27 protein-coding genes are annotated in these 26,529 nt (G+C 58.3%); 9 read left to right on the top strand and 18 right to left on the bottom strand.

Translation table 11 applies throughout. The features are described 5' to 3' along the window. Positions 1-47 precede the first annotated feature (47 nt). The 12 genes from lipA to ABRP31_RS01925 all read right to left on the bottom strand — a co-directional run bounded on the left by lipA (position 48) and on the right by ABRP31_RS01925 (position 11,448). Complete coding sequence (gene lipA, locus ABRP31_RS01980; RefSeq protein WP_087267647.1) at positions 48-1,079, bottom strand: lipoyl synthase; 1,032 nt, start codon at positions 1,077-1,079, stop codon at positions 48-50. A 2-nt stretch (positions 1,080-1,081) separates the two neighbouring features. Beyond that, positions 1,082-1,729 (bottom strand): lipoyl(octanoyl) transferase LipB, encoded by a 648-nt coding sequence (gene lipB, locus ABRP31_RS01975; RefSeq protein WP_349972816.1) that lies wholly within the window; start codon positions 1,727-1,729, stop codon positions 1,082-1,084. Then, the gene (locus tag ABRP31_RS01970; protein WP_087267640.1) at positions 1,729-2,004 is read right to left on the bottom strand and encodes a DUF493 domain-containing protein; all 276 of its coding nucleotides are present in this window, start codon (positions 2,002-2,004) and stop codon (positions 1,729-1,731) included. The genes lipB and ABRP31_RS01970 overlap by 1 nt, the downstream gene beginning before the upstream one ends. An 87-nt stretch (positions 2,005-2,091) precedes the next feature. Then, entirely contained in the window at positions 2,092-3,252 is a 1,161-nt protein-coding gene (locus ABRP31_RS01965) for a D-alanyl-D-alanine carboxypeptidase family protein (RefSeq protein WP_087267637.1), read from the bottom strand. Positions 3,253-3,491: 239 nt separating this feature from the next. After that, the gene (locus tag ABRP31_RS01960) at positions 3,492-4,499 is read right to left on the bottom strand and encodes a septal ring lytic transglycosylase RlpA family protein (protein WP_087267634.1); all 1,008 of its coding nucleotides are present in this window, start codon (positions 4,497-4,499) and stop codon (positions 3,492-3,494) included. Next, positions 4,499-5,506 carry a lytic murein transglycosylase B gene (gene mltB, locus ABRP31_RS01955; protein WP_349972817.1) on the bottom strand — a complete coding sequence of 336 codons (1,008 nt, stop codon included), beginning with the start codon at positions 5,504-5,506 and terminating at the stop codon, positions 4,499-4,501. Before mltB ends, ABRP31_RS01960 begins: the two co-directional genes overlap by 1 nt. Positions 5,507-5,523: 17 nt before the next feature. After that, a complete protein-coding gene (gene rodA, locus ABRP31_RS01950) occupies positions 5,524-6,627 on the bottom strand; it encodes a rod shape-determining protein RodA (RefSeq protein WP_349972835.1) in 1,104 nt (367 codons plus the stop codon). 31 nt (positions 6,628-6,658) lie between these two features. Further along, on the bottom strand, positions 6,659-8,560 hold the full coding sequence (gene mrdA / locus ABRP31_RS01945; RefSeq protein WP_087267628.1) for a penicillin-binding protein 2: 1,902 nt from the start codon (positions 8,558-8,560) through the stop codon (positions 6,659-6,661). A 12-nt stretch (positions 8,561-8,572) separates the two neighbouring features. Beyond that, the gene (gene rlmH / locus ABRP31_RS01940; RefSeq protein WP_087267625.1) at positions 8,573-9,040 is read right to left on the bottom strand and encodes a 23S rRNA (pseudouridine(1915)-N(3))-methyltransferase RlmH; all 468 of its coding nucleotides are present in this window, start codon (positions 9,038-9,040) and stop codon (positions 8,573-8,575) included. A 9-nt stretch (positions 9,041-9,049) separates the two neighbouring features. After that, on the bottom strand, positions 9,050-9,451 hold the full coding sequence (gene rsfS / locus ABRP31_RS01935; protein WP_087267622.1) for a ribosome silencing factor: 402 nt from the start codon (positions 9,449-9,451) through the stop codon (positions 9,050-9,052). Positions 9,452-9,467: 16 nt separating this feature from the next. Continuing rightward, entirely contained in the window at positions 9,468-10,112 is a 645-nt protein-coding gene (gene nadD / locus ABRP31_RS01930) for a nicotinate-nucleotide adenylyltransferase (RefSeq protein ID WP_167384342.1), read from the bottom strand. A 64-nt stretch (positions 10,113-10,176) separates the two neighbouring features. Next, positions 10,177-11,448, bottom strand: coding sequence for a glutamate-5-semialdehyde dehydrogenase (locus ABRP31_RS01925; RefSeq protein WP_349972818.1), 1,272 nt, complete (start codon positions 11,446-11,448; stop codon positions 10,177-10,179). Between the two features lie 338 nt (positions 11,449-11,786). Between ABRP31_RS01925 and ABRP31_RS01920 the strand changes: the two genes are divergently transcribed. Together ABRP31_RS01920 and ABRP31_RS01915 are read left to right on the top strand one after the other, a co-directional pair. After that, positions 11,787-12,458, top strand: a complete 672-nt coding sequence (locus tag ABRP31_RS01920; protein ID WP_349972819.1) for a DNA-3-methyladenine glycosylase — start codon at positions 11,787-11,789, stop codon at positions 12,456-12,458. A 2-nt stretch (positions 12,459-12,460) separates the two neighbouring features. Further along, a complete protein-coding gene (locus ABRP31_RS01915) occupies positions 12,461-13,777 on the top strand; it encodes a bifunctional DedA family/phosphatase PAP2 family protein (protein WP_349972820.1) in 1,317 nt (438 codons plus the stop codon). Positions 13,778-13,950: 173 nt separating this feature from the next. Here the strand turns inward: ABRP31_RS01915 and ABRP31_RS01910 are convergent, their stop codons facing one another. Genes ABRP31_RS01910 through ABRP31_RS01900 form a run of 3 tightly spaced genes read right to left on the bottom strand, consistent with a single transcriptional unit; the run spans position 13,951 to position 15,628 of the window. After that, a complete protein-coding gene (locus ABRP31_RS01910) occupies positions 13,951-14,541 on the bottom strand; it encodes an LON peptidase substrate-binding domain-containing protein (RefSeq protein WP_349972821.1) in 591 nt (196 codons plus the stop codon). Between the two features lie 12 nt (positions 14,542-14,553). Continuing rightward, entirely contained in the window at positions 14,554-15,270 is a 717-nt protein-coding gene (locus tag ABRP31_RS01905) for an LrgB family protein (RefSeq protein WP_349972823.1), read from the bottom strand. Continuing rightward, positions 15,260-15,628 carry a CidA/LrgA family protein gene (locus ABRP31_RS01900; RefSeq protein ID WP_349972825.1) on the bottom strand — a complete coding sequence of 123 codons (369 nt, stop codon included), beginning with the start codon at positions 15,626-15,628 and terminating at the stop codon, positions 15,260-15,262. Before ABRP31_RS01900 ends, ABRP31_RS01905 begins: the two co-directional genes overlap by 11 nt. Positions 15,629-15,818: 190 nt before the next feature. Here ABRP31_RS01900 and ABRP31_RS01895 point away from each other — a divergent pair, with 190 nt between their 5' ends. The 3 genes from ABRP31_RS01895 (at position 15,819) to ABRP31_RS01885 (ending at position 18,802) form a co-directional block, all read left to right on the top strand. Next, positions 15,819-16,274 (top strand): MaoC family dehydratase, encoded by a 456-nt coding sequence (locus ABRP31_RS01895; RefSeq protein ID WP_349972826.1) that lies wholly within the window; start codon positions 15,819-15,821, stop codon positions 16,272-16,274. A gap of 136 nt (positions 16,275-16,410) precedes the next feature. Continuing rightward, the gene (locus tag ABRP31_RS01890) at positions 16,411-18,135 is read left to right on the top strand and encodes a C13 family peptidase (protein ID WP_349972827.1); all 1,725 of its coding nucleotides are present in this window, start codon (positions 16,411-16,413) and stop codon (positions 18,133-18,135) included. A gap of 25 nt (positions 18,136-18,160) precedes the next feature. Further along, entirely contained in the window at positions 18,161-18,802 is a 642-nt protein-coding gene (locus ABRP31_RS01885) for an oxidoreductase (protein ID WP_349972828.1), read from the top strand. Between the two features lie 321 nt (positions 18,803-19,123). On the opposite strand, the gene ABRP31_RS01880 is transcribed toward ABRP31_RS01885, so the two are convergent. The 3 genes from ABRP31_RS01880 to mpl are packed head-to-tail and all read right to left on the bottom strand — an operon-like array spanning position 19,124 to position 21,376. Further along, on the bottom strand, positions 19,124-19,408 hold the full coding sequence (locus tag ABRP31_RS01880; RefSeq protein ID WP_349972830.1) for a YceK/YidQ family lipoprotein: 285 nt from the start codon (positions 19,406-19,408) through the stop codon (positions 19,124-19,126). Next, positions 19,401-20,030 carry a flavin prenyltransferase UbiX gene (gene ubiX / locus ABRP31_RS01875; protein ID WP_349972832.1) on the bottom strand — a complete coding sequence of 210 codons (630 nt, stop codon included), beginning with the start codon at positions 20,028-20,030 and terminating at the stop codon, positions 19,401-19,403. The genes ABRP31_RS01880 and ubiX overlap by 8 nt, the downstream gene beginning before the upstream one ends. Beyond that, positions 20,027-21,376 (bottom strand): UDP-N-acetylmuramate:L-alanyl-gamma-D-glutamyl-meso-diaminopimelate ligase, encoded by a 1,350-nt coding sequence (gene mpl, locus ABRP31_RS01870; RefSeq protein WP_095100475.1) that lies wholly within the window; start codon positions 21,374-21,376, stop codon positions 20,027-20,029. The genes ubiX and mpl overlap by 4 nt, the downstream gene beginning before the upstream one ends. Positions 21,377-21,709: 333 nt before the next feature. On the opposite strand from mpl, the gene ABRP31_RS01865 reads away from it, so the two are divergent. From ABRP31_RS01865 to ABRP31_RS01850, 4 genes are all read left to right on the top strand, one after another. Then, on the top strand, positions 21,710-23,230 hold the full coding sequence (locus ABRP31_RS01865) for an aldehyde dehydrogenase family protein (RefSeq protein WP_349972383.1): 1,521 nt from the start codon (positions 21,710-21,712) through the stop codon (positions 23,228-23,230). A 342-nt stretch (positions 23,231-23,572) separates the two neighbouring features. Continuing rightward, positions 23,573-24,967, top strand: a complete 1,395-nt coding sequence (locus ABRP31_RS01860; RefSeq protein ID WP_349972376.1) for an ethanolamine ammonia-lyase subunit EutB — start codon at positions 23,573-23,575, stop codon at positions 24,965-24,967. Beyond that, the gene (gene eutC / locus ABRP31_RS01855) at positions 24,964-25,815 is read left to right on the top strand and encodes an ethanolamine ammonia-lyase subunit EutC (RefSeq protein ID WP_372489323.1); all 852 of its coding nucleotides are present in this window, start codon (positions 24,964-24,966) and stop codon (positions 25,813-25,815) included. Before ABRP31_RS01860 ends, eutC begins: the two co-directional genes overlap by 4 nt. Positions 25,816-25,902: 87 nt before the next feature. Continuing rightward, complete coding sequence (locus ABRP31_RS01850) at positions 25,903-26,361, top strand: GNAT family N-acetyltransferase (RefSeq protein ID WP_095100483.1); 459 nt, start codon at positions 25,903-25,905, stop codon at positions 26,359-26,361. Positions 26,362-26,529 lie beyond the last annotated feature (168 nt).

Raw genomic sequence — 26,529 nt, 5'->3', positions numbered from 1 at the left:
TATCCGGCCCGTTTTGTTTGTAGCTCAAACGATCAGCGCTTAAAGCGTCAGACCATTGCCTTGACGGCGATCTTGGCCTGCTCATCAGCGTGGTACGAAGAACGTACCAACGGACCGGACGCGACGTTTTTGAAGCCCATCTTGTAGCCTTCCTCAGCGAACCACGCGAAGGTGTCCGGGTGCACGAAACGCTGCACCGGCAAGTGGCTACGGGAAGGTTGCAGGTATTGGCCCAGGGTCAGCATGTCGATGTCGTGCTCGCGCATGCGTTGCATAACCTCGATGACTTCCTCGTCGGTCTCACCCAGGCCCAGCATCAAGCCGGATTTGGTCGGTACGTGCGGGACCATTTGCTTGAAACGTTGCAGCAGAGTCAATGACCACTGGTAATCGGAACCCGGACGCGCAGCCTTGTACAGACGCGGCACGGTTTCCAGGTTGTGGTTGAACACATCTGGCGGCTCGGCTGCGGTGATTTCCAGCGCAACGTCCATACGGCCACGATAGTCCGGAACCAGCGTTTCCAGCTGCACGTTTGGCGACAGCTTGCGGATCTCGCGGATACAGTCGGCGAAATGCTGGGCACCGCCGTCACGCAGGTCATCGCGGTCAACCGAGGTGATCACCACGTATTTGAGACGCAGATCAGCAATAGCGACGGCCAGGTTGGTCGGCTCGTTGACGTCCAGCGCCTTCGGGCGACCATGGCCGACGTCGCAGAACGGGCAACGACGGGTGCAGATATCACCCATGATCATGAAGGTCGCAGTACCACCGGAGAAGCACTCACCCAGGTTGGGGCAGGAAGCCTCTTCGCAAACGCTGTGCAGCTTGTGCTTGCGCAGCAGTTGCTTGACGCGATCAACCTCCGGGGAAACCGGGATACGAACGCGAATCCAGTCAGGCTTCTTCGGCAGATCGACAGTTGGAATGATCTTTACCGGGATACGCGCAACTTTTTCCGCACCGCGCAGCTTTACGCCGGCCTCGACTTTCGGCCGGGGCGCACGCTCGGAAACATCAACGCTGGGGATCAAGGTTTGTACGGCGTTATCCGCAATATCAGTCGCAGTAGTCATAATCAGTCGATTCCGCCCGTTAGGGTCGTCTGCTCAGCATAGTCGAGGTGTTTGACGAGCTGCGTGCGCAGCCGGGCACTTACCTCGGCAAATTCAATCGGGCCTGCATGATCGCACAGCTGGGTCATTGCCAGCCCTGCGTATCCACAGGGATTAATCCGTCGAAAGGGCTCAAGGTCCATGTCGACGTTGAGCGCCAGACCATGGAATGAGCAACCTTGGCGAATTCGCAGCCCCAGGGACGCAATCTTCGCTCCTTCGACATACACACCCGGCGCATCAGCCTTGGCTGCAGCCGTTACACCGTAACTGGCCAGCAAGTCGATCAGGCTGTTCTCGATCCGGGTTACCAGATCACGCACACCGAAACCAAGGCGTCTGACATCCAGCATCAGGTAGACCACCAATTGGCCGGGGCCATGATAGGTCACTTGGCCGCCGCGATCGACCTGTACCACCGGAATATTGCCCGGCAACAGCAAATGTTCGGGTTTACCGGACTGTCCCTGAGTGAAAACCGGTGCGTGCTGCACCAACCAGATCTCGTCCTGAGTCTCTTTACCGCGCTGGTCGGTAAAGCGCTGCATCGCATGCCAGGCCAGCTCGTAATCGATCTGGCCCAGCTCGCGAACGCCCAGCGTTGCGGCCATCAAAGCACCATGTGCACGAGACCCGTAGCGCGCAGTGCGCTATTGATGTCACGCAGTTGGTCTTCGCCCGTAGCGACGATGTGCAGTTGAACTGTCGTGTATTTACCGTTGCTGCTCTGACGCTCGGCGAGGGTTTTCATATCAACCTTGGCGTACTTGGCCAGGATTTCCATTACGAGGTCAGTAAACCCTACGCTGGTATCGCCAATCACTTTGATCGGGTAATCATCACAGGGGAATTCGATTTTGTGCGACTTGACGTCGGAATCTGTCATGGCAGTAAAGCTCTCACAAGCCGTGAAGACGGAAACGCGCCCACTCAGGGTATGAGCGGGCGCGTCATGGTCGGCGTTGTACTGTTATCAGTTGAACAGGCCGTAGAAGAATAGACGAATGCTATCCCACACACGGCGGAAGATGCCACCTTCCTCTACAGCATCGAGGGCGATCAGGTTGGCAGTATGGACGACTTTGTCTTCCATCTTCACTTCAACCTTGCCGATCACGTCGCCCTTGGCGATTGGCGCAACCAGTTGCGGATTCATGGTCATGCTGGCGGTCAGCTTCTTCATCTCGCCTTTTGGCATGGTCATGCTCAGGTCTTCAGCCAGGCCAGCTTTGACTTGACGCTCGGTGCCTTTCCAGACGGTAGCCTGAGCCAGCTCAGTGCCCTTCTGATAGAAGTTCTGGGTTTCGAAGAAACGGAAACCGTAGGTCAGCAGCTTCTGGGTTTCGGCAGCGCGAGCTTGCTCGCTGGCAGTACCGAATACAACAGCGATCAAACGCATGCCATCACGAACAGCAGAAGACACCATGCAGTAGCCCGCTTCGTCAGTGTGACCGGTTTTCAGACCATCGACGGTCTTGTCACGCCACAGCAGCAGGTTACGGTTAGGTTGCTTGATGTTGTTCCAGAAGAACTCCTTCTGCGAGTAGATCGCATAGTGAGCCGGATCTTCGTGGATGATCGCGCGAGCCAGAGTGGCCATGTCGTGAGCAGACGAATAATGCTCCGGGTTCGGCAAGCCAGTCGGGTTCATGAAGTGACTGTTGGTCATGCCAAGATCGGCAGCAGTCTTGTTCATCATGTCGGCGAAGGCGTCTTCGCTGCCTGCGATGTGCTCGGAGAGCGCTACGCTGGCGTCGTTGCCCGACTGGATGATGATCCCGTGCAGCAAGTCGCTGACGGTGACCTGGCTGCCCACTTTGATGAACATGCGCGAACCACCGGTGCGCCAGGCGTTCTCGCTGACAGTCACCGGGTCGTTCTCGCCGATCTGACCACGACGGATTTCCAGGGTCGCGATGTACGCGGTCATCAGTTTGGTCAGGCTGGCGGGCGCCAAACGCTGGTCGCCATTGTTCTCGACCAGAACGTTACCGCTGCTGGCGTCCATCAGCACGTAGGCTTTGGCAGCCAGTTGCGGAGCGGAAGGCGTCATCTGCTCGGCGGCCCAGGCAGCCGGAGTGATGATCAGCGGTACAAGCAGGCACAAGCGTTTTGCAAAGGTGGTGATGTTCATCCGTCTCTCGAAATTGCTAATGGGCAAACATGCCCTCGCGGGCAAAGCTTAACGGGTCAATGGAAGCGGTAGCGCCTCCATCGACCGGCGGTGCCAGGCTCTAATCCTGGCCCATGAGACGCCTGTTCGACAGACAGACTCATGGACAGTTGCCCGCGCGGCTTGCTCTGATGGCAACGAGTCCGGCAGGCAACTGTAAACCGATCAGTCCCCCACTCTCGGCGGGACGTGAACGGCTATTAATCCAGTGTTACGACGCTAGGCTGACCCAGATTGGCTGACCTTACGCTGTTTTGCATTTGCTGGGCTTCACCCTGCGTCTCGATCGGCCCCATTCGAACTCGATAGAGTGTCTGTTGATTGCGGGCTATCGAACTCACGAACACCGGTGCCCGAACCATCCCGCTCAATTTCGACCTCAGGAGCTCTGCAGCGTCCGGGTTGGCGAACGCGCCCACCTGGAGATACAGCCCAGAGACTGGTACGGAAGCGTTTTTTTTTGCGTCAAACGGCACAGCAGGCGCAGCGTGCTGTTGCGGCGGTGGTGTGTATTGCTCAATGGTCCCGGCGGAAGCAATCAAAGCGGGTGCGGGTGCTTGCGGGATCGCTTGCGGCTGATTTGGCAGCAGCGGCGCAGGACGCCCGTTTTGCGCTAGCCACACTTGTGGATCGATGCCCTCGACCTTGACTCGCGCAGTACCGGTCTCGGCATAGCCAAGCTTCTTGGCCGCCGCGTAGGACAAGTCGATGATACGGTCCGAATAGAAAGGTCCGCGATCATTGACCCGCAGAATCACCGTACGGTTATTGTCCAGGTTAGTCACTTTTACATAGCTGGGCAGTGGCAGCGTCTTGTGCGCCGCGCTCATGCCGTACAGATCATAAACTTCGCCGTTGGCGGTGTTCTGACCATGGAACTTGGTGCCATACCAGGACGCAGTGCCCGACGCGACGTAGTTCCGGGAATCCTGGATGGGAAAATAGGTTTTGCCCAACACGGTGTATGGGTTGGCCTTGTAAGGCCCGGTGTGCAGGCTCGGCGTAGCATCCGGGATACGCGAGATATCCACATCCCACCAGGGTGCGCCATCTTTATGGGCACGGTTGATGTCCAGGCCTGGCGGCGAAGAGATGCCCGCAGTGCCCTTCTGCACAGGACGACTGGGAGACGAACAGCTGACCACCAGCAATGACAGCGAAGCCAACGCCATCAACTTCAAAGATGTAACCATCGGCAATGCCCGCATTACTTGACGCCCCGAGCTTGAACCAACAATTCAGACAGCTGATGAACACTCATGGCGTACATCACACTGCGGTTATAGCGAGTAATTGCATAAAAATTCTTCAAACCCATCCAGTATTCAGGTCCGTTTTCGCCTTCCAGCTTGAATGCGGTCACCGGCAGATCGTCGCGCAGCGCATCATGACTCGACCACCCCAAGGCTCGCAACTCCCCGACGGTCTTTACCGGATCAATGCCCGGTGTCAGGCCTTCATCGACACGTTCACCGCGCACGCTTGCAAGGCTGACCACTGGTTCGCCAGCCACCCAGCCATGCTGCTTGAAGTAACTGGCCACACTGCCAATGGCATCATCCGGATCGGTCCAGATATTAATGTGTCCATCACCGTCGAAATCCACTGCATAGGCGCGGAAGCTGCTAGGCATGAACTGCGGCAGGCCCATGGCACCGGCATAAGAGCCTTTGAGGGTCAGCGGATCAACTTGCTCTTCGCGGGCCAGCAACAGGAACTCGCGCAGCTCTTTGCGGAAGAACTCAGCGCGAGGCGGATAATCAAAGCCCAGCGTCGACAAGGCATCAATCACACGGTAATTACCGGTATTGCGACCGAAGAACGTCTCTACCCCAATGATCGACACGATCACCTGAGCAGGAACGCCATATTCCTGTTCGGCGCGCGCCAGAGCGGCCTCGTGCTGACGCCAGAAGTCCACACCTCGCGCGATCCGCGCATCGGTTATGAACATAGGGCGATAGTCTTTCCATTGCTTGACCCGCTCTGCTGGACGGGAGATCGCGTCGAGAATCGCCTGTTTGCGTTCCACTTCGCGGAACACGTCGATCAACTGCTCACCCGCGAAGCCATAGTCGCGGGTCATTTGACCGACAAATTCGGCGACTTGCGGCGAACCTTCGTAATCGCCAGCAAATGCTTCTTGAACAGATCCAAGAATGCCAACCAGACCGACCACCGGAGCATATCGAGCCCAGTTACGCACTACTTGCATTGAATTCTTCACCTTAATCAAACCTGCGCGATCCATTTACGGTGTGTATGGATCGACATCAAAACCCCAAAGGCTGACAGCAGCGTCACGAGCGAAGTTCCTCCATAGCTAATGAAGGGTAACGGCACACCCACTACCGGCAACAGGCCACTGACCATACCGATGTTGACGAAAACGTAAACAAAAAATGTCATCGTCAATGCGCCAGCCAGTAACTTGCCGAACAATGTCTGCGCCTGAGCCGTGATCACCAGCCCTCGCCCGATGAGCAGCATATAGATCAGCAACAATGCGCAAATCCCTACCAGCCCGAACTCTTCCCCCATCACCGCGATGATGAAGTCGGTATGGCTTTCCGGCAGGAAGTCCAGGTGGGACTGGGTACCGAGCAGCCAGCCCTTGCCGAATACGCCGCCGGAACCAATGGCCGCTTTCGACTGAATGATGTTCCAGCCCGTGCCCAGCGGATCGCTTTCCGGATCAAGAAAGGTCAGGACCCGCTGTTTCTGGTAGTCGTGCATGATAAAAAACCACATCGCGACCGACACCGGTACTGCGGCGGCAATCACGCTGATAATCCAGCGCCAGCGCAAGCCGGCCATGAACAATACAAACGCACCAGACGCCAGAATCAGCAACGAGGTCCCCAGGTCAGGCTGGCGGACAATCAGGGCAAACGGCACGCCGATCAACGCCAGGCTGACACCTACGTGTTTGAGCTGGGGCGGCAATGTTCGCTTGGACAAATACCAGGCGATGGTCGCCGGCATGATGATCTTGAGAAACTCAGACGGCTGAAAGCGGATAACGCCGGGAATGTTGATCCAGCGAGTGGCCCCCATTGCGTTGTGGCCCATGACATCCACGACGATCAGCAACAGCACGCCCACCACATACAGCACGGGCACCCAGCGGGCCATGAACCGGGGTTCGAACTGGGCAATAATCACCATCGCCACCAAGCCGATACCAAACGAACTCGCCTGCTTGATGAGCAGATCCCAGTTCTTGCCGCTGGCCGAATAAAGAACGAACAGGCTGCCCGCCGCCAGAGTCAACAGCAACACCAGCAAAGGACCGTCGATATGGATACGCTGCAAAAAAGTCGCGCGACGACGCATCACGTCTTCGCTGGACAGAATGCGGTCGAAGTTACTCTTCACTGGCACTGGCCGCGGCCTCCACGGCTTGAGCGCCGCCATATTCAGGTTTGAGTGTTCCGTCGGGTTTGAGCAGCCAGGCATCCATTACCTGACGCACCACAGGGGCAGCAACGCCCGAGCCAGACTCGCCGTTTTCCACCATGACCGAAACAACGATCTTGGGGTCATTGGCCGGCGCGAAGCCTACGAACAGGGCGTGGTCGAGATGGCGCTCCTGAACCTTGGAACGGTCATATTTCTCACCCTGCTTGATCGCCACGACTTGCGCTGTACCGCTTTTGCCAGCGATCAGGTATTGCGCACCAATCGCAGCCTTGCGCGCCGTCCCCCGAGCACCGTGCATAACCTGCTGCATGCCGTGGTTGACCTTGTCCCAGTCAGATGGGTTGCGCAAGACGATATTGGGCATCGGATTTTCATCGACCGGCTTCTCGCCTTCGATGGTCTTGGCCAAATGCGGCCGGTTCCACACACCTCTGTTAGCAACCAGCGCGGTAGCTTGAGCCAACTGCAACGGCGTAGCCTGCATGTAGCCTTGGCCGATCCCGAGAATCAATGTCTCACCCGGGAACCAGGCCTGACGACGGGTCGCGCGCTTCCAGTCCCGTGACGGCATCAAACCGGGGGACTCTTCGAACATATCCAGCGACACTTTTTGTCCAATGCCGAATTTGTTCATGTAGCTGGAAAGCCGATCAATGCCCAGTTTGTGAGCCAGATCGTAGAAATAGGTGTCGTTGGAACGCATGATCGCCGTGTCCAGATCCACATAGCCATCGCCGGTGCGGTTCCAGTTACGGTATTTGTGATCGTAGTTGGGCAACTGGTAGTAACCCGGGTCGAAGACCCGACTCGAGGCCGTGACCACTCCCGCGTCGAGCCCGGCAATTGCCACGGCAGGCTTGATGGTCGAACCGGGCGGGTACAAGCCCCTTAATATCCGGTTGAACAGCGGCCGATCGATGGAATCACGCAGCTCAGCGTAAGCCTTGAAGCTGATCCCGGTTACAAATGGGTTGGGATCGAAGCTCGGCGCACTGACCATCGCCAGCACTTCGCCGTTTCTCGGATCCATGGCCACAACTGCGCCACGACGGCCGGCGAGTGCGGCCTCGGCAGCCTCCTGAAGCTTGATATCCAGACTCAGGACGATGTCCTTGCCCGGCACAGGATCAGTACGCTTGAGCACCCGCAATACACGACCACGAGCGTTGGTTTCAACTTCTTCGTAACCCACTTGACCGTGCAACTGCTCTTCGTAAAAACGCTCGATCCCGGTTTTACCGATGTGGTGGGTACCACTGTAGTTAACCGGATCCAGACTCTTCAGCTCTTTCTCGTTGATCCGCCCCATGTACCCCACCGAGTGCGCAAAGTGCGCGCCCTGTGGGTAATGACGCACCAGTTGCGCCACGACCTCTACACCCGGCAGACGGAACTGGTTCACTGCCACGAGCGCGATCTGCTCCTCGGTCAGCTCAAACAGGATAGGCACCGGCTCAAAAGGTCGCCGCCCCTGTTTCATGCGCTTTTCGAAGATCAATCGGTCATCCGGCGTCAGCTCCAGCACTTCGACGATGGTGTCCAGCACCTGCGCCCAGTCGCCAGAACGCTCACGGGTCATGCTCAGGCTGAAGCTGGGCCGGTTGTCGGCAATCACCACGCCATTACGGTCGAAGATCAAGCCGCGGCTTGGCGGGATCGGCTGCACATGAACACGATTGTTTTCCGAGAGGGTCGAGTGATAGTCGTACTGGATGACCTGCAGGAAGTACAGCCGGGCAATCAACACGCATACCAGCACCACGACGGCCACAGCCCCGACCACGACGCGACCACGCACAAGGCGTGCGTCTTTTTCGTGGTCTTTTAGGCGGATCGGCTGAGACATGAGGGCGCGATGCTATTTGTGATAGGGGTGCCCGGACAGAACTGTCCAGGCGCGGTAGATCTGCTCACCAATGAGGATGCGCACCAAAGGGTGCGGCAACGTCAGGGGTGACAACGACCAGCGTTGCTCGCTGCGCGCGCAGACTTCGGGTGCCAGCCCCTCCGGACCGCCCACCATAAGGTTCACCGTGCGTGAATCAAGGCGCCAGCGGTCCAGCTCCACCGCGAGTTGCTCGGTGCTCCATGGCTTGCCGTGCACTTCCAGAGTCACGATTCGCTCTCCCGGTTGCACTTTTGCCAGCATGGCCTCGCCTTCCTGACGGATCAGACGGGCCACGTCGGCATTCTTGCCACGGGTGTTGAGCGGAATCTCCACAAGGTCGAGCGCCAGTTCGGATGGCAGACGCTTGGCATATTCATGCCAGCCTTCTTCCACCCACTTGGGCATGCGCGAACCAACGGCAATCAGACGCAGACGCACAATGAGGCCTTATTCGCTTTCGTTACCCGGAGTGTGGTGCGCGGCGCTTGCAGCGCGACTCTGTTCTGCGCCCATCCACAGGCGTTCCAGGTCATAAAAAGCACGAGCAGAAGCAGTCATCATGTGCACGATAACGTCGCCCAGATCCAGAAGAACCCAGTCGCTTTCGCCTTTGCCTTCTTCGCCCAGAGGCTGTGCGCCTTTGGCTTTGACGTTCTCGCGAACCTTGTCGAGCATCGCGTTGATCTGACGGTTCGAGGTACCGGTAGCGATAACCATGTAGTCAGTCAGGCTGTGCTTATCTTTCACGTCGATGACCTGAATGTCCTGGGCTTTGACGTCTTCCAGAGCAGCCTTGGTCAGTTCAACCAGCTCTTCGCCGGAAATAGTGTTTAGTTTTTGCTTGGTCATATAAAACTCATTCAGTTCAATTGGGAGCACGGTACAGCCCGTGCTCCTCGATGTAGGCCAGTACGGCGTCTGGCACCAGAAAACGTACCGACTTACCGCTGGCCAGCAGTTGGCGGATCTGGGTGGCAGACACTGATAAAGGCGTCTGCCAGACGAATGTAATGTGTCCGCCCGGCCCCTCAAGGGCCTTCGGATCGCTGACCGCGCGTGCCGCCAACAGATTGCGCATGGCATCCGGCGACTCGCTGTCTGCGTCCGGGCGCTGAAGCACCACTATATGGCAGTGCTCCAACAACTCTTCCCAACGATGCCAGGTGGGTAGCCCGCAAAAAGCATCCCAGCCCAGCAACAGGAACAACTGATCCTCTGCGGCCAGTTCGGCGCGCATCGATACCAGGGTGTCGATGGTGTACGACGGTTTGTCCCGCTTCAGTTCACGGTCATCCACCGTCAGGGGCGCCACGCCGGCCACTGCGCATTGAACCATCGCCAGACGGTCCATTGCGCTGACACTCGGCGTGTCGCGATGAGGCGGCCTGGCGCTGGGCGTCAGGCGCAACTCATCAAGTTCAAGCAACGCGGCAACCTCAAGGGCGCCACGCAAGTGACCGATGTGGACCGGGTCGAATGTGCCGCCCAGCATACCGATACGCTTTGGCATGACCGCAACGGCCTCGACTACAGCATCCGCAGGCGTTGCCGCGTGCTGCACAGGTGCGCTCAAGTCAGACTGGCTCCTGTCCGCGCAACTGGCCGTCGCCGATCACGATGTACTTCTCGCAGGTCAAACCTTCCAGGCCGACCGGGCCGCGGGCGTGCAGCTTATCAGTAGAAATGCCGATCTCGGCACCCAATCCGTATTCAAAGCCATCGGCAAAGCTGGTAGGTGCATTGGCCATTACGGAGCTGGAGTCGACTTCAGCCATGAAACGGCGGACCTGACCCTGGTGATCAGAGACGATGGCATCACTATGATGCGAGCCATAGTGGTTGATGTGTTCGATGGCTTGATCCAGGCCGGTCACGATACGAATCGACAGAATCGCCGCCAGATACTCGGTATTCCAGTCTTCTTCGGTGGCCGGGATAGCTTCGATCAGATCACGGGTGCGCTCGCAGCCTCGCAGTTCAACGCCTTTTTCGCGGAACTGGGCAGCCATCTGAGGCAGAAAATCAGCAGCGATGGTTTGATCAACCAGCAACGTCTCCATAGCACCGCAAATACCATAACGATAAGTTTTGGCGTTGAAGGCGATGCGCTGAGCCTTGGGCAGATCAGCGTGGGCACTGACATAGACGTGGCAGATACCGTCCAGATGCTTGATAACTGGCACACGCGCATCACGGCTGACGCGCTCGATCAGACCCTTGCCGCCACGCGGAACAATAACGTCAACGTACTCAGGCATGGTGATCAGTGCGCCAACGGCGGCACGATCAGTGGTTTCCACCACTTGCACCACGGCAGCGGGCAGATCGGCTTCGGCCAGACCGCGCTGTACGCAGGCAGCAATCGCCCGGTTGGAGTTAATCGCTTCGGAGCCACCACGCAAAATAGTGGCGTTACCCGACTTCAGGCACAGACTGGCAGCATCGATGGTCACGTTAGGACGCGACTCGTAGATGATCCCGACCACACCCAGTGGCACACGCATCTTGCCGACTTGAATACCTGACGGCCGAAAACTCATGTCGCGAATCGCGCCAACCGGGTCGGGCAGGCTGGCCACCTGACGCAGCCCGACGATCATGCTATCGATACGTGCGGGGGTCAGGGCCAGACGCTCAAGCATGGCCGGTTCAAGACCATTGGCGCGACCTGCGGCCAGGTCCAGATCGTTGGCAGCGGACAACTCGTCGCGGGCTTCGTCCAGAGCGGCGGCGGTGGCGAGCAGGGCGCGGTTTTTCTGCGCGGTGCTGGCACGGCCGATCACTCGCGAAGCCTCGCGGGCGGCGCGACCCAGGCGGGTCATGTAGTCAAGAACGGACTCAGTCATGGTCTCAGAGGTCTTGGCAGAGAAGAAAGCGGCCGATTATAGCTGTCGGGCGACGCTAACGACAGCGGTCACAGGCGGATGGTCGATAACGGGGTGAAATGAAGCGCAGATTCATATGCAGGAGATCGCCTTGTGCCCCTGACACAGAACTGTCGCGCAACAACCAAGTGACTTGTAGTGACTGCCGAAGGCTACGATGACGGTGTGTCAGGGTAAATGCTTCGCAGCCTTCGGCAGCTCCTATAAACGCAAAGGCGGATTTTGAATCTGTCACATTCAGCTGCAATTAAGCCTCGCATTGATATCATCAGCGTCCGCCCACGCTCTGTAACCACGCCATGCCAACTGCCCTGCCCGACAGCTTTTTCAACCGCGACGCACAAGTCCTGGCGCAGGCACTGCTGGGTAAAGTCATCAGGCACAAGGTTGGCGATCTCTGGCTGGCGGCGCGAATTATCGAAACAGAAGCTTACTATTTCGCCGAAAAAGGCAGCCACGCGTCACTCGGCTATACCGAAAAACGCAGAGCGCTGTTTCTCGACGGCGGGCATATCTATATGTACTACGCACGCGGCGGAGATTCGCTTAACTTCAGCGCCGAAGGGCCGGGCAACGCGGTACTGATCAAATCAGCCCACCCATGGGTCGATGCCGTATCGGACGCCAACAGCCTTGCCAGAATGCAGTTGAACAACCCCGATGCCAGCGGCGGGCTACGTGCGCCCGAGCGCTTGTGCGCAGGTCAGACGCTACTGTGCAAAGCGCTAGGGCTCAAAGTACCGATGTGGGATGCGAAACGTTTCGATGCAAATTTGTTGCTCGTGGAAGATGTCGGCCAAACGCCATCTCGTATCATCCAGACCACCCGCCTGGGCATACCTGCGGGACGTGATGAACACCTGATGTACCGCTTCGTCGACGCTGATTACGCTCGCTTCTGCACACGGAACCCGTTGCGACGCGGTCAGGTCGAAGGGCGCGACTACTTTTATCTCGATCAAGGAAATTAACCATGGGCCAATGGCTCGACAGCATCACCGGCTGGCTCGCGGTCAATCCCTCGTGGCTGAGCGTGGCGATCTTTTTGATCGCGTTCGTTGAATGCGTCGCGATTGTCGGGATTATCGTGCCGGGTACAGTCGTGCTGTTTGCCGTTGCAGCGCTGGCCGGCAGCGGAATTCTGCCGCTGGGTGAAGTTCTGCTGCTGGGCTTTCTCGGCGGTCTGCTGGGCGATGCGGTGTCCTACGTCATTGGTCGCAAGTACCATCAGAGCATTCGACGTCTTCCAGGCCTTCGCACACATCCAGAATGGATCGGCGGCGCAGAAACCTATTTTCAGCGTTACGGCATCGCCAGTCTGCTGGTCGGCCGCTTCATTGGGCCGCTGCGTCCGATGCTGCCGATGGTGGCGGGCATGTTCGACATGCCGTTCCCGCGCTTCGCCGCCGTGAGCGTGATCGCGGCGGCTGGCTGGTCGATAGCTTATTTACTGCCGGGCTGGGCAGCCGGTGCTGCCGTTCGACTGCCATTGCCGGAAGGTTTCTGGCCTCAGGCGGGCGTGGTCGGCGGCGGATTGGCAATACTGATCGGCGTCGCCATCCAGACCAGCCTGCGCACTAAAAAGCACGCTACCGAAATTATCGCCGCCACCAGTGCGGTACTGCTCGCGGCCATATTCTTCGGCTGGCCGCACCTGACGCAGCTTGATAACGGCATCATGACCCTGATCCAGGAACACCGCAGCACGGTAGTCGATCAGTTCGTGATCGTGGTGACCGGTCTGGGCGACTTCCGCACTCAATTCTATGCAGCGGCCTTGCTGTTGGTCCTGCTGCTTGCGACACGGCAATGGCGTCATGCCGTATTTGCAGGCATTACGACGCTCGGTACGGCGTGTGCCAACGGTGGAATGAAGTGGGTGTTCGCTCGTCAGCGTCCTGAGGTGTTGCTGGAACCGCTGACCACTTACAGCATGCCCAGCGGACACAGTTCTGCGGCCTTTGCGTTTTTCATGACCCTGGCAGTACTGGCCGGTCGCGGCCAGCCGGTGCGACTGCGCCTGACATGGTTGATGCTGGGCGGGCTCCCTGCCATTTCGATTGCCATGTCACGGGTCTACCTGGGTGTGCACTGGCCGACTGACGTACTGGCCGGGATGCTGCTGGCGTTCACGTTCTGCGCGATCAGCCTGAGCCTGGTGCAACGACAGTCGTCGCTGCCCGCCTTGCCCGTGAGGATCTGGTGGCTGGTACTGCCTTCACTGGTAGCGCTGTTCGGTGGTTTCGCGCTGTACTCGTTGCCGCATGCGGTGCTGCGTTATCAGTATTAGTTTCCCTGACACAACGCTATCCCCTGTAGGAGCGGTGCTTGCCCGCGATAAGGTCGATGCGATTTAAAGTGAACCGCGTCCAGCCTTATCGCGGGCAAGCTACCGCTCCCACGGGAATTGCATTCCAATTTAAGACCTCGCGGTGCCCGTCAGCACCTACAGGTTCAGTGTTTTCAAGCCTGAATATCGCCCTGCATTTCGTCGAGCAGATCCTGAATGGCATCCAGACGATCTTCAGGGTCGTCGATTTCCAGCAACTCGATTTTGTCTTCTTCGGTGAACGGCAGCAGGTAGGCCAACTGATTGGCTAGCGACCACTGACCATTGGCCTTGAGCCCCATATTCAGGGCCTCCACCATCGGATGCTCAGCCAACGCAGCCAGCAGCGCCACCAGGTCGGCGTCCTCTTCCTGAAGCGGGCGCTCCTGAGGCTCATCCAGCCACTGCACCTGAGCAACCAGCAATTGATCGCGCTGAGTTTCGGTGCTCAGCACACGAAACCGCCGCCCACCTTCGACACGAATTCCCAGCAGGCCGTTGTCCTGCGTCTGGAAATCACGCACCAGTGCTTCGCAGCCGATCAATGAATATCCGCTGGGAGCGTCGCCGACTTCACTGCCTTGCGTAATGCACACGACACCGAATCCCTCGCCCTGCTTCATGCAGCGCCCGATCATGTCCAGATAGCGTGCCTCGAACAGTTGCAGGTCGAGAATGCACCCCGGAAACAGCACAGCATTAAGCGGAAACAGAGGCAATGTCATACATATGCACCTTTAAACGATCATAGACACCGCCAACGGCAGAAATAAAGCCGTCGCGACACCCATCAAACTCATCCCCAGCGCAGCGAAAGCGCCGCACTCCTCACCTTCCTGCAACGCGATTGAAGTGCCGACGGCGTGCGCCGTCAGGCCCAGCGCCATGCCCCGCGCAGCAGGATTATCGACCCGCGCCAGCGTCAGCAAGCCTGGCCCGAATATAGCGCCAAGCACGCCGGTAATCAGCACGAACACTGCGGCCAGTGCCGCAACACCGCCAATCTGCTCAGCAACGAGCATGGCAATCGGCGACGTGACTGACTTCGGCGCCATGGTCATCAAAATCATGTGATCGGCACCGAACCACCGCCCCAGCAACAGACACAGCCCCGTGGCGAACACGCCGCCCACTACCAGCGTAGTTAAGGTCGGCCACAACAACTGACGAATTCGGCGCAGATTCAGATAAAGGGGCACAGCCAGGGCAACAGTCGCCGGCCCCAGCAGTACGCTGAGGATTTCCGTGCTCTTGCGGTACTCCGTATAGCTCACGCCACAGGCGGTCAGCACGCCAATCAACACCAGCATGGAGATCAATACGGGCTGCAGGAACACCAGCCGAGTCTTCTCATAAGCAGCCAGCGCCAGTTGATAAGCACCCAGAGTTATCGCAATGCCGAACAAGGGATGATGGATCACCGACATCGCGGCGCCGTACCAATCAAGCGTCATGATGGCTCCCGGCACGCGCCTGACGCTCGATGAGTTTCTGCATCAGCCAGCCGGCAAAGGTCAGGGCAACCATCAGCGAGAGTACCAACGCGCCAACAATCGCCCAGAAGTCTTCGGCAATCGCTGCCGCATAAACCATGACACCTACGGCGGGCGGCACCAGCAGCAACGGCAGGTAGCGCAACAGGCTACTGGCAGCCTGACTGATGGGCTCGCTGACTTCGCCGCGCACCATGAGGAATGCCAGCAACAGCACCAGACCAATGATCGGGCCCGGCAAGATAGACAAGAACAAATGATTCAGCGCGGTGCCGAGCAATTGAAACAGCACCAGCCAGGTCAGGCCCCTTAGCAACATAGAAAGCTCCAGCAGATTCGCGGGGCCATTATAAGCACCTTGTACAGCTATGGACGGGCATTCGCGAGGTTACGTTTCCTTGACCAATCCCACTCTCTCTGCTGATCTTTGTGTCGCACGCGAAGGCAAAATCCTACGCAATAAAAAGTAAAAAGCGACAACAACGTCAGTAGAGACAAGGAGAGTGGACATGCCTTTTGTACCTGTTGCAGAACTCAAGGACTACATCGGCAAGGAATTGGGACATTCCGATTGGCTGACCATCGACCAGGAACGCATTAATTTATTCGCCGAAGCCACAGGCGATTTCCAGTTCATTCACGTCGATCCGGTCAAAGCTGCGCAGACGCCATTTGGCGGGACCATCGCCCATGGCTTCCTGTCGCTGTCGTTGATTCCCAAGCTAATGGAGGACCTGCTGGTTCTGCCTGAAGGTTTGAAAATGGTGATCAACTATGGGCTGGACAGCGTTCGCTTCATTCAGCCGGTTAAAGTCGATTCGCGCGTTCGTCTAAAAGTCGCGCTGACGGAAGTGACCGAGAAAAAAACCGGCCAATGGTTGCTCAAAGCCACGGCAACGCTGGAAATAGAAGGGCAGGAAAAGCCCGCGTTCATCGCTGAGCCGCTGTCGATGTGCTTCGTGTAACACCGCCAAAACACGAAACAGTCGTTACAGACTGTTTCGTCGCTAATACTCGCTGCGGCATACTCCCTGCGGTTGTGCACAGAACGCCCTCACCCCCTTATCTGCACACCTGAAATCATATTGTTCGGGATTGACCATGCGCGCGCTTGTTCCTTTGGCTCTGACTTTTCTTCTCGCTGCTTGCGGCGACGGCGAACCGCTGTCCCCGCCTGATGCGCGCCTGCCAGACGGCGGGCGCTATCGCGGCGATGTGGTCAACGGCTTACTGCAGGGGCAAGGTCGTATCGACTATCCCAACGGCAGTTGGTATGCCGGGGAGTTTCAGGACGGGCTATGGCAGGGCCACGGCGAATGGCACGCGAGCAATGGCGACACTTATAAGGGCGGCTTCGCCAACGGCCTGTTCGACGGCCAGGGCACACTGATCACCCACGGCGGTGTTTACGTCGGCGGCTTCAAACAAGGACGCCGCGAGGGTGAAGGCACGCTCAAAGAAAAAGGCCTGACTTATCGCGGCGCCTTCAAGGCCGACCAGTACGAAGGGCTGGGCCGAATCGAACTCGAAGACGGCAGCCAGTACCAAGGCATGTTTGCCCGCGGCAAGCCCAACGGAGAAGGCCTGCGCAGCGACGCCAGCGGTAACCAGTTCAGCGGCAAATTCGTCAACGGCAAGCTGGAAGGCAACGGCAGCTTTACCAGCGCCGAAGGCGATCAATACGTCGGTGGCTTTCGCAACAACCAACTGGATGGTCGCGGCCGCTACGAAAACAGCGATGGCGACGTTTGGGTCGGTCAGTTCAGAGCTGGCGCGTTAAACGGCAAAGGCGAACTGATCGGTGCCGATGGCAGCCGTTATCAGGGTGAATTCACTAACTGGCGCTTTACCGGCCAAGGCCGCTTGAGACTGGTGGACGGCAGCACCTACGTTGGGCAATTCGCTGATGACGTCTATCAGGGCCAAGGCGTGCTGACGCCGATTCAGGGCAGCGTGCAAAGCGGCACGTGGGCCAACGGCCAATTGATCCGCGACGCCAAGGGCAAGTTGCTGCCCGACGCACTGGAAGCTGGCTTGCTGGCGCAGGGCCCGCTGCTGGAAAAATCATTGTCGACCGTTCCTGCTTCCACGCCAGCGGTGGAGTTGTTCAGTCTGGTGGTGGGTGGCGACGGCAAACAAAGCGTGTTCCTGCGCGAAGCCGACTACGTCAACAATTTACTGGCCTCACGCTTCGGGGCTTTTGGGCAGATCACGCTGGTCAACCATCGCGACCACATGATCGACCGTCCCTTGGCCACCCGGGAAAGCATCAGCCGTGCGGTAAAAACCCTGGCACAACGCAGCGGTCCGGAAGACCTGGTATTCATCTACCTGACCAGCCACGGCACTGCCGAGCATGAACTTGTGCTGGATCAGCCACGCCTGGAACTGGCCGACCTGCCCGCCGACGAACTGGCTGAAGCGCTGGCACCGCTGAAGAATCGCGACAAAGTCATCGTCATTTCGGCTTGTTATTCCGGCGGCTTCATCCCGGCGCTGAAAGACGACCGCACACTGATCATGACTGCCTCCCGCGCTGACCGGGTTTCCTTTGGCTGTTCGGAAGAAGCGGACTTCACTTATTTTGGCGATGCACTATTTGCCAAGGCGCTGGTCGAAACCGATGACCTGCAACAAGCCTTCAGCGACGCCAAAGCATTCGTCGCAGAACGTGAGATAGCAGATAACTACGAAGCGTCTGAGCCGCAGATCTGGGCACCCAAGGGCGTGATTTCCCGCTGGCAATTGCTACGCAAAAACCAGGCGGAACGGGCCCTGAATACCACGATGATCCGCAAGGAAGCGAAGACTGCTGCAAGCCACTAAGCTGTCGGTATCAAGGGAGAATTTTATGTACTTGACGCCTCAACACATCCTGCTTGCGGGAGCTACCGGTCTCACCGGCGAACACTTGCTGGATCGCCTGCTCAATGAACCCACTATCAGCCGCGTGCTGGCACCGACTCGTCGGCCAGTACCCGAGCATTCGCATCTGGAAAACCCGGTCGGCGAACTGAGCGGGCTGTTGCCCGGTTTGAGTGGGCAGGTCGATATCGCGTTCTGCTGCCTGGGTACAACGATCAAACAGGCAGGTTCGCAAGAGGCATTCAAAGCGGTTGATCTGGATCTGGTCGTGGCCTTCGCCAAACGCGCCCGGGAGTTGGGCGCAAGGCATTTGCTGGTGATCAGCGCGATCAATGCCGACCCGAAATCCAGCGTTTTCTATACGCGTATCAAAGGCGAGATGGAGCAGGCGCTCATTGCCCAGGACTGGCCGCAACTGACCATCGCCCGACCTTCCCTGCTGGTAGGCAACCGCAGCGAACAGCGTCTGGCTGAACAACTTGCAGCACCATTGGCCAAGCTGATTCCGGGAAAATATGGTGCGATTGAAGCGTGCACGTTAGGCAGAGCGCTTTGGCGTCTGGCGCTTGAAGAGCAATCAGGGGTGCGGATTGTGGAGTCGGATGAATTAAGGCGTTTGGGGAAGTGATTTCCTGAAACCAGCGCCCCTCTCAAACAACTACAACTATCTGATTTGGAATGCTTTCCTGTAGGAGCTAACGAGCATCGCGAGCAAGCTCACCCCTACAAGTCTGTGTTGTTTCGCGACTGCGGCGTGTCGGGATACAGGTCCAGATTGAATTTAATCCTGTAGGAGCTCACGAGCACCGCGAGGCAGCGATGGCGTCCTGCCTGATAAATCGCTATCGCGGCCTCGCGGTGCTCGTGCGCTCCTACAGGTCTACCGTTTGCCGCGAGACAGCGGTGCCGTAGGCAGCGCCTATAGATCTGACTGCCTATACACAGCGAATTACAACCCGCCACTCGCTTGAAAGCCCACACCTGCCGCAGTCAACAGTGACAACGGCAGCAACAGCGTATCGAGCAACGCGCTGGCTGGCAGGTCCAGGCCTGGATAGCTCGGCGCATGTGCACCGAAACGGTCCACTGCACAGCAACCACCCTGCATCGCATACAAATCCAGCCGCGTACCGGCATAGACCACCGGCGCACCGGGCTGTGCGGCATTGAGCGTGCGGGCGGTTGCGCAGCCCGTCAGGCTCAACGCCAGCGCAATCAGCAGCAGCTTACTCATCGACGCCCATGTGATGCTCGCCCCAGCGCGGCAGCATGTCTTGCGGAATGTTGAGCAGGTTGAGAATCCGCGCCACAACGAAATCCACCAGATCATCAATGGTCTGTGGCTGGTGATAAAAGCCGGGCGAAGCTGGCAGAATCACCGCGCCCATGTTCGACAACTTGAGCATGTTTTCCAGATGAATGCTGGAAAACGGCGCCTCTCGAGGGACCAGAATCAACTGCCGACGTTCCTTGAGGGTCACGTCAGCGGCGCGCTCGATCAAGTTGTTGCAAGCGCCGGTCGCAATCGCCGACAACGAACCCGTGGAACACGGCACCACCACCATCGCGGCAGGCGAGCCTGAGCCCGAGGCCACCGGCGACATCCAGTCTTCCTTGCCATACACCCGAATCTGCCCTGCGGCGGCACCGGTGTATTCAGTGAGAAACGCCTGCATCATCGCCGACTTCGGTGGCAGCGAAACGTCGGTCTCAGTCGCCATCACCAGTTGCGCGGCCTTGGAGATCAAAAAGTGCACTTCGCGATCTTCACGCACCAGGCAATCCAGCAGGCGCAAGCCGTACTGCGCGCCGGACGCGCCGGTCATCGCCAGGGTAATGCGCTCCGGGCCACTCATTGCAGCGCCTCGGCGAGTTTGCCATGCAGGCCGCCAAAGCCGCCGTTGCTCATAATCACCACGTGAGTGCCGGGCTGAGCCTGACTTTTCACGCGGGCAATGATGCCTTCCAGAGAATCGCAGACCACTGCCGGTACTGAACATTGCGCTGCGGTCGCGCCCAGGTCCCAACCGAGATTGGCCGGTGCGTACCAGACCACCTGATCAGCCTGCTGCACGCTTTCCGGCAAACCGTCGCGGTGAGCGCCGAGTTTCATGGAGTTGGAGCGCGGCTCGATGATCGCGATCAAGGGCGCATCACCGACTTTCTTGCGCAAGCCATCCAGCGTGGTGGCGATGGCGGTCGGGTGGTGAGCGAAATCGTCGTAAATAGTAATGCCGCGCACTTCCGCGACTTTTTCCATGCGACGTTTGACGCTTTTGAACGCGCTCAAGGCTTCGACGCCCAGCGCCGGTACCACGCCAACATGACGCGCAGCTGCAAGCGTAGCCAAGGCATTCGCAACGTTGTGCTGGCCGGTCATGTCCCAGTCAACCGTTCCCTGTACTTCGCCTTCGAAGATCACTTCGAACTGCGAACCGTCTTCGCGTAAAAGACGTGCTTGCCACTGACCGCCTTGACCAGTGGTCTGCACGGGCGTCCAGCAGCCCATCTGTATCACGCGGGTCAGCGCAGGTTCGGTGGTCGGATGAATGACCAGACCTTCACTCGGGATAGTCCGCACCAAGTGATGGAACTGGCGCTCGATAGCAGGCAGATCGGGGAAGATGTCAGCGTGATCGAACTCAAGATTATTGAGGATCGCGGTGCGCGGACGGTAATGAACGAACTTGGAGCGTTTGTCGAAGAACGCACTGTCGTACTCGTCGGCCTCGACCACGAAGAACGGCGTGCCGCCCAACCGGGCTGACACCGCGAAGTTCTGCGGCACGCCACCGATCAGGAAACCGGGACTCATGCCTGCATGTTCCAGCACCCAGGCCAGCATGCTGCTGGTGGTGGTCTTGCCGTGAGTACCTGCGACTGCCAGTACCCAACGGCCTTGCAGCACATGATCGGCCAGCCATTGCGGGCCGGACACATAAGGCAAACCTTTATTGAGCACATATTCAACGGCAGGGTTGCCACGCGACAGCGCGTTGCCAATCACCACAACATCCGGCGCAGGGTCCAGTTGAGCCGGGTCATAACCCTGCGTCAGCTCGATGCCCTGAGCCTGCAATTGCGTGCTCATCGGCGGATAGACATTGGCGTCGGAACCGGTCACCCGATGTCCCAACTCTTTGGCGAGCACCGCCAGAGAACCCATGAACGTGCCGCAAATACCAAGGATATGAATATGCATGACCACCTCTTAAAACATCCGCGCAGGTTAGCGCAGGGAGTGTGAAATGGCACTTAGTGTTTGTCGGGGCGACTGGCACTGCCTGTAGGAGCGCACGAGCAACGCGAGGCCGCGATGGCGTCCTGTCTGATACAACGCCTTCGCGGCCTCGCGTTGCTCGTGCGCTCCTACAAGAGCCGGGGCAGGAACTTAGAGACCGCTGCATCTCCAGAAACCACCCGATTCGAGTCCACCGGCAAAGCCCGCCCCTTTGCTCTACGCTTGAACAACCGCACGATTCAGAGCTACTGTCATGGCAGCTCTCCCAACAACAAAAAATCAGGAGAAATCACCATGCGTTACGCACATCCCGGTACCGAAGGCGCTCTGGTCAATTTCAAGGAACGCTACGGTAACTATATTGGCGGCGAGTTCGTTGCGCCGGTCAAAGGTCAATACTTCACCAATACCTCGCCGATTACTGGCAAGCCTATCGCTGATTTCCCGCGTTCCACTGCCGAAGACATCGAAAAAGCCCTGGACGCAGCCCATGCCGCTGCCGACGCCTGGGGCACGACCTCCGTGCAAGAGCGCTCCCTGACCCTGCTGAAAATCGCTGACCGCATCGAGCAGAATCTCGAGATCCTGGCGATTACTGAAACCTGGGACAACGGCAAGGCCATCCGCGAAACCCTCAATGCCGACATCCCGTTGGCAGTCGATCACTTCCGTTATTTCGCAGGCGTATTACGCGCTCAGGAAGGCACCGCAGCCGAGATCGACGGCAATACCGTGGCTTATCACATACATGAACCGCTGGGTGTGGTCGGGCAGATCATCCCGTGGAACTTCCCGATCCTGATGGCCGCGTGGAAACTCGCTCCCGCCCTGGCAGCGGGTAACTGCATCGTCCTCAAACCCGCCGAACAAACGCCTCTAGGCATCAGCGTGCTGGTTGAACTGATCGGCGACTTGCTGCCGCCTGGCGTGCTCAATATTGTCCAAGGTTACGGCCGTGAAGCAGGTGAAGCCCTGGCCAGCAGCAAGCGTATCGCCAAAATCGCCTTCACCGGCTCGACCCCGGTGGGTTCGCACATCATGAAACTGGCGGCGGATAACATCATTCCGTCCACCGTCGAGTTGGGCGGCAAGTCGCCGAACATCTTCTTCGAAGACATCATGAACGCCGAACCCGAGTTCATCGAAAAAGCCGCAGAAGGTGTGGTGCTGGCGTTCTTCAATCAGGGCGAAGTCTGCACCTGCCCTTCCCGTGCACTGGTCCAGGAGTCGATCTACCCGCAGTTCATGGAAGTGGTGATGAAGAAGGTCCTGAAGATCAAACGCGGCGACCCACTGGACACCGACACCATGGTCGGCGCGCAAGCATCGCAGCAGCAGTTCGACAAGATCCTCTCTTATCTGGAAATCGCCCAAGGCGAAGGTGCCGAGCTGTTGACAGGTGGCAAGGTGGAAAAACTGGAAGGCGATCTGGCGACCGGTTATTACATTCAGCCAACGCTGCTTAAAGGCAATAACAAGATGCGCGTCTTCCAGGAGGAAATCTTCGGCCCGGTGGTCAGCGTCACCACCTTCAAGGATGAAGCCGAAGCAGTGGCTATCGCCAACGACACCGAGTTCGGTCTGGGTGCTGGCCTGTGGACGCGAGACATCAACCGCGCTTACCGCGTAGGCCGCGCAATCAAGGCCGGTCGCGTGTGGACCAACTGCTACCACCTGTATCCGGCGCACGCGGCGTTCGGCGGCTACAAAAAATCCGGCGTTGGTCGCGAAACCCACAAAGTCGCGCTTGAGCACTATCAGCAGACCAAAAACCTGCTGGTGAGCTACGACACCAACCCGCTGGGTTTCTTCTAAGCCAGGTTGATTGACTGCCAATGGCCTCTTCGGAGGCCATTGTTGTTTTTGAAGGCACGCCTAAACCCTTGTGGGAGCTGAGCTTGCTCGCGATAAGGCTGGATCCGGTTCACTTGAGATCGCATCCAGCCTTATCGCGAGCAAGCTCAGCTCCCACAGGGGGGATTGCATTCCAGTTCAGAGAGAGCTTAACGCTCCAAATTGGTTCACAAACCGCCGTATCCCACCCCATTCACGACACATCCACCCCGGTAATTGGCGACTTAGCCCGTGATGGAGTATTAATTGCTTACTTTGCTGCCTTCGCCCCGAACTTGAACCGGGGCGTCATGGAGAATGTGTATGGCAAGCTTTTCCCACTCCGTCGGCGCACAGACGTATCGCTTCGATAGCCTCAAGGACGTAATGGCCAAGGCCAGTCCCGCGCGTTCGGGGGATTTTCTGGCGGGCGTAGCAGCGCTCAACGATGGTGAGCGGGTTGCCGCGCAAATGGCGCTGGCGAACATTCCGCTCAAGCACTTCCTCGAAGAAGCGCTGATCCCGTATGAGCAGGACGAAGTCACCCGGCTGATCATCGATACCCACGACACACTGGCTTTCGCCCCCGTCAGCCATCTGACCGTAGGCGGTTTCCGTGACTGGCTGCTCAGCGACAAGGCCGACGAAGCCAGCCTGCGCGCCCTCGCCCCCGGCCTGACACCAGAAATGGCAGCCGCCGTATCAAAGATCATGCGCGTTCAAGACCTGGTGCTGGTGGCGCAGAAGATTCGTGTGATCACAAAGTTTCGCGGCACCTTGGGCCTGCGCGGTCGCTTATCGACCCGCCTGCAACCCAATCACCCAACAGACGAACCCTCCGGTATCGCCGCGAGCATTCTTGACGGCCTGCTGTACGGCAATGGCGACGCCATGATCGGCATCAACCCGGCCACCGACAGCACCTCGTCTATCGTTGCCCTGCTGGAAATGCTCGACGCAATCATCCAGCGCTATGAAATCCCGACTCAGGCCTGTGTGCTGACCCACGTCACGACATCGATTGAAGTGATCAACCGCGGTGTGCCAGTGGACCTGGTCTTCCAGTCGATTACCGGCACCGAAGCGGCCAACTCCAGTTTCGGCATCAACCTCAATCTATTGCAAGAAGGTTATGAAGCCGGCTTGAGCCTGAATCGCGGCACGCTGGGCCAGAATTTGATGTATTTCGAGACGGGCCAAGGCAGTGCACTGTCTGCCAACGCCCATCACGGCCTCGATCAGCAAACCTGCGAGGCCCGCGCCTACGCCGTTGCGCGGCACTTCAACCCGTTTCTGGTCAACACCGTGGTCGGCTTCATCGGCCCGGAATACCTGTACAACGGCAAGCAGATCATTCGCGCCGGGCTTGAAGATCACTTCTGTGGCAAGTTGCTGGGCGTGCCCATGGGTTGTGACATTTGCTACACCAACCACGCCGAAGCCGATCAAGACGACATGGATACCCTGCTGACGCTGCTGGGCGTGGCGGGCATCAACTTCATCATGGGCATTCCGGGCTCTGACGACATCATGCTCAACTACCAGACCACCTCGTTCCACGACGCTCTCTACGCCCGGCAGACGCTGGGGCTGCGTGCTGCGCCGGAATACGAAGCATGGCTGGAAAAAATGGGCATCTTCACCCAGACCGATGGCCGCATACACTTCGGTGACAGCCTGCCACCCGCCTTTCGCAACGCTTTGGCGCATCTGGCATGAGTGACCAATTGATGGACGACCTCCCCGAAAGCAAACCCGACAACACGCAAAACCCGTGGCTCGAACTGCGCCGCCTGACACCCGCGCGGATTGCCTTGGGACGCACCGGCACCAGCCTGCCGACCAGCGCGCAACTGGATTTCCAGTTTGCCCATGCGCAGGCTCGGGATGCCGTGCATTTGCCGTTCGATCACGCGGCGCTCAGCGAGCAACTGGCCGCCAAAAAACGCGAGACCCTGCATTTACACAGCGCCGCAGCGGACCGGGACAGCTACCTGCAACGCCCGGACAAGGGTCGTCGCCTGGACGAAGCCTCGGCGCAAACCCTGCGCGACTATGCAGCAGCGCATCCCGGCGGAATTGATGTCGCCGTGGTGGTCGCCGATGGCTTGTCTTCGCTGGCCGTTCATCGCCACACCGTGCCGTTTCTGGCGCGGATGGAAGAACTGGCCAGCGCCGAAGGCTGGACACTTTCGCCGGTGATTCTGGTGGAACAAGGCCGGGTCGCCATCGCTGACGAAATCGGCGAACTGCTCGGTGCAAAAATGTCGGTGATTCTGATCGGCGAACGTCCCGGCCTCAGCTCGCCGGATAGCCTGGGCCTGTATTTCACCTACGCGCCCAAGGTTGGCCTCAATGACGCGCATCGCAACTGCATCTCGAATGTACGACTGGAAGGGCTGAGTTACGGAATGGCCGCACATCGTCTGCTTTACTTGATGCGAGAGGCCTGCACACGGGGTTTATCCGGGGTCAATCTCAAGGACGACGCGCAATTGAACAGTCTGGAATCCGACGAGCCACTGAACACGAAGGGCAACTTTCTACTCGCGGGGCCATCGGACTGAGCATTAGATTGCGCTTTCTAAACGCATTCGGCAGCATCGGGCGGCAGCCTGATGGAACATTTGTCATCGAGAAGTTGAGGCCCGACCATGCGGATCGTTAAAGCCACACTGGAACACCTGGACCTGCTAGCCCCGCTATTCGTCAAATACCGCGAGTTCTATGGCGAACTGCCGTTTCCGGATTCGTCCCGCGACTTCCTCGAAAAACGCTTGAGCCGGGATGAATCGGTGATCTACCTGGCGCTGGCTGCCGATGATGACAAAAAGCTGCTGGGCTTTTGTCAGCTGTATCCGAGCTATTCGTCGCTGTCCTTGAAACGTGTATGGATCCTCAACGATATCTATGTCGCCGAAGACGCCCGTCGCCAACTGGTCGCAGACCACCTGATGCGCACCGCAAAGAAAATGGCCAAAGACACCCAGGCCGTCCGCATGCGCGTGTCGACCAGCAGCAACAACGAAGTGGCACAAAAGGTCTACGAATCCATCGGGTTTCGCGAAGATACTCAATTCAAAAACTATGTCTTGCCGATCAGCGAGGATTAAACGGTTATAGGAATCTCCCTCGTGGGAGCAGAGCTTGCTCGCGATTCAGGCGCTGAGTTACGTCAGACAAACCGCGATCTTTCATCGCGGGCAAGCCTCGCTCCCACAGCGACCGCGCGACCTCGTAGGACCGGCTTTAGCCGAGAGGGCGTCGTCCCGGACGAAAGA

The sequence above is a fragment of the Pseudomonas caspiana genome (assembly GCF_040224095.2).
Lineage (GTDB): Bacteria > Pseudomonadota > Gammaproteobacteria > Pseudomonadales > Pseudomonadaceae > Aquipseudomonas > Aquipseudomonas caspiana.
Note: the sequence above shows the minus strand (reverse complement) of the source record. Positions and strands in the feature narration are given on the sequence as shown.